The organism is Maribacter sp. 2-571, from assembly GCF_050589625.1.
Classification (GTDB): domain Bacteria; phylum Bacteroidota; class Bacteroidia; order Flavobacteriales; family Flavobacteriaceae; genus Pelagihabitans.
The window spans coordinates 1-5,958 of sequence record NZ_JBNGOP010000056.1 but is presented as its reverse complement, the minus strand read 5'-3'; the positions used below and the strand labels follow the sequence as shown (position 1 = coordinate 5,958).

Here is a 5,958-nt window from a genome sequence, read left to right as displayed (position 1 = left end):
TCGCGGAGCTTTCCGGGGATGTGCTCTATAGGACGGGGGACCTTGGCCGTTGGCTTCCCGACGGCAACATGGAGTTCATCCACCGTGCCGACCATCAGGTGAAGATCCGTGGCCACCGAGTGGAGCTCGAGGGGATCGCGGCGGTGGTCCGCACGAGCGTTCATGTGGAGGACTCCCATGTACTGGTGCACAGGGACGCCGATGGCCGCGAGTACGTCGTGTGCTTCGTTGTTCCGGGCGTTACGGGCAGGGAACTCGGGGAGGACCTTACGGAATCGCTCCACGCCCTATGCCGCGAGGAGCTCCCGGCGTACATGCACCCCTCGCATTACTGCGTTGTGGAGGGCTTTCCCGTGAACCTGGGCGACAAGGTGGACGGCAAGGCGCTTATCGCGACCTTTTTGTCGGAGCAAGGGGAATCAGGAGGATTACGTGCGACCAAATATGTGGCTCCGGGTAACGAAACGGAAGAAAAGTTGGCATTGATACTAAAGAAACTTTTAGGAGTAGATAGGGTAGGGGTCTATGATAATTTCCTTGAATTAGGATTACACTCTTTAATGGTCCAGAAATTTTCTATTCAAATTCAAAAGCAGTTTGAAATTACAATTCCCTTAAAGGCTCTATTTGAATTTAGCACTATTTACGAGCTATCATCTCATATGGATTATGTTGAATACGATCAAAAAGAGGATAGCTCATTCTATGAAGTAACATTTGAAATATAGTTGATTGAAATGAAGAATAGTGTTTTCGATATTTTAAAAAAAGTTAAGGAGGAAGGGATAAAACTTGAACTCAAGAACGGTTCTTTAAGTTTAAAATCCAAAGTCAAAATAACGAATCAAGAACTGATTAGGGAGATAAAAGAAAAAAAAGAACTGATTGTTGATTACCTTAAGGAATATCAGTCGCTTAACTCCCAAGATGCCGTTCCATCAAAAAATCCCATTCTTGCTTTCGATCGAGATGTAGTAAAAGAGATTCCATTATCATATGGCCAAGAGCGGTTGTGGTTCCTGGATCAGCTGCAGGGCAGCGAGGAGTACCATATGCCGATCGTGCTGCGTTTGAAGGGCGATCTGGACGTGGGGCTTTTAGAAAAGGCCTTTCGCATGGTTGTAAATCGACATGAAATATTGAGAACTGTTTATGATGAAAAAGAGGGTATCCCTTATCAAGAAGCGCTACCGATAAATCAATGGGTACTTGAGCAAACCAAAACGCCTTTAGGGGAAAAAGTTTCTGTAACGATTAACGAACTTGTCAAGAAACCTTTCGACCTTAGTGTAGACCATATGCTAAAAGCACATCTGTTAGAGAGTGCAAGCGATGAATATATATTGGTAGTTGTGCTTCATCATATCGCGAGCGATGACTGGTCGGAAGCTATTTTGATAAATGAATTTGTACAATTTTATAGTGCTTTAAAATGGGACAGGGAAGCTAATTTACCCGAGTTGTCCATTCAGTATGCAGACTATGCTATCTGGCAGCGGGAGTACCTGACCGATACGGTCTTGGAGGGACAGCTCTCGTATTGGGAGGATCGGCTGGCGGGTGTGCCGGCACTGGAACTCCCTACCGATCATCCGCGTCCCGCCGTTCAGGGTACCAAGGGTGGTTCTGTATCAGATACAATAGATGCGTCGCTAACGCAGCAATTACTGGAACTCTCCCGTGAATGCGACGCGACGCTCTTTATGACGCTGCTCTCCGCCTTCAAGGTGCTTTTGCAGCGTTACAGCGGTCAGGACGACATCTGTGTGGGGATCCCGATCGCGAACCGTACCCAATCGGAGATCGAGCCCTTGGTTGGCTTCTTCCTGAACACCCTTGCGCTCCGCAGCGACCTTGGCGGCGACCCTTGTTTCGGTGATGTCCTGGACCGTGTCAGGGCGACCACGGTGGGCGCGTACGACCACCAACAGGTCCCCTTCGAGAAGGTGGTGGAGCGCGTGGTCAAGACGCGTGACATGGGCCGCAGCCCCTTGTTCCAGGTGCTGTTCAATTTCGTTAGGGAAACCCATGAAGGAGATACAAAAGGCATTAGTCTTGAAGGGTTGGAGCTTGGTAGGGAAAATTTTGAGGAAGGTACCTCCCAGTTCGATCTGAGCTTCGACATCGTTCGTACGGCCGATGGCCTTTCGATATCGGTGGAATATTGTAGCGATCTGTATAAAGAAGCTACGGTGGTCCGTATGCTGGGTCATTATGTATCGTTGCTAAGGTCCATAGTCTCGACCCCCGAAAAGCGTATCGGGGACCTGGAGCTTTTGAGCGCAGGGGAGCGCCGTGAATTATTGGAGGCCTTCAACGGCAGTGCGATCGACCTGGGCAATACGGTGCCGATCAACGTACGTTTCGAGTCCATGGTTTCGCTTTACGGTGGATCGACCGCGGTGGTGCACGGTCCCGAACGTTGGAGCTACGACGAGCTGAACGTTTATGCGAACCGTGTGGCGCACGGGCTCCTGGGCCGCGGGCTTTCCCCCGGTACCTGCGTGGGGGTTTATATGGATCGCAGCCCTGTTTTCCTCGGGTGCATGTTGGGGATCATCAAGGCGGGCGGTGTGTACGTACCCTTGGATACCCAGAACCCTCCATCGCGCATCGGCGCGATGCTCGGGGAGAACAGTTTCCCGTACCTGATCACGACGGGCGGGCTTTTGTCGGGCCTTGGCGGTCTTGGGAAGAAGACCGTGCTATTGGTGGACGATGTTCCCCTGTCCGGTGGGGGCGATGTGCCGGTGTACGATGTGTCCTACCTATCGGGCATGTCGGGGGCGAACCCCGTCAACGTGAACGGCATGGACAGTTGGGCGTACGTTCTTTTCACCTCCGGGAGTACGGGCGTTCCCAAGGGGGCGATCACGCGGCATAACGGCGCGATGAACCATTTGTTGGCGGAGTACCGTCTGATGGACCTTCCGGACGGTTTCAACTTTTTGCAGAGCGCGGGGATCGGTTCTGACATCTCCGTCTGGCAGATGCTGGGCCCCGTATTGAAGGGTGGCAGCTGTGTGATGGTTGACAAGATGGACCTTTTGGACTATGACCTTGTGCTCTCCACGATCGATAGGGAAGAGGTGGCGGTCGCGGAGTTCGTCCCTACGTACATGTGGGGCCTTTTGGAGCATATCAAGGAATCGGGCGGTGCGTCCGGGCTATCGGGGCTCAGCTGGATCATGTTGGTAGGGGAGTCGATCCCGGTGGCGATGGTGAACGATCTTCGCGGTCTTTATCCCGATCTCCGTTTATTGAACGCCTACGGTCCCTGCGAGGCCTCGGACGACGTTATCCAGTACGAGATTACCGGTATGCTTTCCACGGGCAGCTCACGTGTACCTATCGGGAAGGTGATCCCGAACATGAACGCCGTTGTGTTGAGCAAAGAGGGCCATTTGTGCCCCATCGGCGTCCCCGGGGAGATCTGTGTGAGCGGCGTGGGGGTCGGCGCGGGGTACCTGGACCTGCCCGAGCGTACGGCGGAGAGTTTCGTTGCGAACCCCTTCGCGGAGCTTTCCGGGGATGTGCTCTATAGGACGGGGGACCTTGGCCGTTGGCTTCCCGACGGCAACATGGAGTTCCTTGGCCGTGCCGACCATCAGGTGAAGATCCGTGGCCACCGAGTGGAGCTCGAGGGGATCGCGGCGGTGGTCCGCACGAGCGTTCATGTGGAGGACTCCCATGTACTGGTGCACAGGGACGCCGATGGCCGCGAGTACGTCGTGTGCTTCGTTGTTCCGGGCGTTACGGGCAGGGAGCTCGGGGAGGACCTTACGGAATCGCTCCACGCCCTATGCCGCGAGGAGCTCCCGGCGTACATGCACCCCTCGCATTACTGCGTTGTGGAGGGCTTCCCCGTGAACCTGAGCGACAAGGTGGACGGCAAGGCGCTTATCGCGACCTTTTTGTCGGAGCAGGGTACGGGTTCCCTACAGGCGTCGAAATATGTGGCCCCAAGTAACGGGACCGAGCGGCGCCTGTCGGATATCTGGCAGGAACTGCTGGGCGTGGACAAGGTGGGGATCCACGACAACTTCTTCGAGCTCGGCGGCCACAGCCTTTTGGCGACGCGTTTGGTTTCGATGGTGCGCAGGGATATGGAAGTGGAACTTGCCATAGCGGCGATCTTCAACTTCCCCACCATATGGGAGTTGGCACAAAACCTGATCGGGGGACCCGGAAGATCATTGTTGCCGGGGGTGACGGTGCGGGAGCGCGGGGAGCGTATCCCGCTCTCGTACAGCCAGGAGCGGTTGTGGTTCTTGGACCAGCTGCAGGGCAGCGAGGAGTACCATATGCCGATCGTACTGCGTTTGAAGGGCGATCTGGAGGTAGGGCTTTTGGAAAGGTCCTTTCGCACGATTGTCGAGCGGCACGAGGTGTTGCGCACGGTGATCAGGTCCGAGGAAGGGGTCGGCTACCAGGAGGTCCTGCCCCCGGGGGGTTGGTCCCTGGACCGGGTGTCCGGCCAGGGCCCCGACACGTCACTGCCTACCGATGTGGACCGATATATCGAGTCCCCTTTCGATCTGGCGTCGGACTATATGTTGCGCTGTTGTCTGTACCGAGGGGGGGCCTCGGACCATTTACTGGTGATCGTACTGCACCATATCGCGAGCGACGACTGGTCGGAGGATATCCTTATAAGGGAGTTCGCGCAGCTGTACGGTGCCTATTCCACGGGCCGCGTACCGGAACTTCCGGTGCTATCGGTGCAGTACGCGGACTATGCTATCTGGCAGCGGGAGTACCTGACCGATACGGTCTTGGAGGGACAGCTCTCGTATTGGGAGGATCGGCTGGCGGGTGTGCCGGCACTGGAACTCCCTACCGATCATCCGCGTCCCGCCGTTCAGGGCAACGACGGGGGCACGGTCTCGCATCATATCGGGGCGGCGCTCACGGCGGACCTCCGGGAGGTATCGCGTGAATACAACGCGACGCTCTTTATGACGCTGCTCTCCGCCTTCAAGGTGCTTTTGCAGCGTTACAGCGGTCAGGACGACATCTGTGTGGGGATCCCGATCGCGAACCGTACCCAATCGGAGATCGAGCCCTTGGTTGGCTTCTTCCTGAACACCCTTGCGCTCCGCAGCGACCTTGGCGGCGACCCTTGTTTCGGTGATGTCCTGGACCGTGTCAGGGCGACCACGGTGGGCGCGTACGACCACCAACAGGTCCCCTTCGAGAAGGTGGTGGAGCGCGTGGTCAAGACACGGGACATGGGCCGCAGCCCCTTGTTCCAGGTACTGTTCAACTTTATGGTGGACGACCGGGGGGACGAGGGTGCCATGGATATGGGGGGACTTTCGATCACCACCGAACCCTATAGCGAAACGACCTCCCAGTTCGATCTGAGCTTCGACATCGTTCGTACGGCCGATGGCCTTTCGATATCGGTGGAATATTGTAGCGATCTGTATAAAGAAGCTACGGTGGTCCGTATGCTGGGTCATTATGTATCGTTGCTAAGGTCCATAGTCTCGACCCCCGAAAAGCGTATCGGGGACCTGGAGCTGTTGAGCGCAGGGGAGCGTACCGAGCTATTGGATGTTTTCAATGATACGGATGTCGATTATCCTTTGGATGTTGGTTTTGTAGGGATGTTCGAGTCCCGTGTATCGAAGAGTCCGGATGGCATTGCCTTGAGTTTTGAGGGTACGTCGATGAGCTATGGAGAGCTTGATGCGCTTTCGAACCGTATAGCGGGTTGTCTTTTGGACCATGGTGTCGGCCGTGACGTCCCGGTGGGGATCTGTTTGGATCGATCTTTATGGATGATCGCCGGTGTTGTTGGTATATTGAAGTCGGGCGGCGGCTACGTTCCCATCAAGCCGGATTACCCTACGGACCGTATCGAATACGTATTGAAGGAGATCGGCTGTAAGGTGGTCTTGACCGATATGTCGACCAAGGGCTCGCTGCCCGAGGTACCTGGTATGGAGGTAT

2 protein-coding genes are annotated in these 5,958 nt (G+C 55.4%); both read left to right on the top strand.

From position 1 onward, the window contains the following. The coding region (locus ACRD7P_RS20775) for a phosphopantetheine-binding protein (RefSeq protein WP_430909718.1) at positions 1-728 on the top strand (728 nt) is incomplete at its 5' end. A gap of 9 nt (positions 729-737) precedes the next feature. Continuing rightward, the coding region (locus ACRD7P_RS20770; protein ID WP_430909717.1) for an amino acid adenylation domain-containing protein at positions 738-5,958 on the top strand (5,221 nt) is incomplete at its 3' end.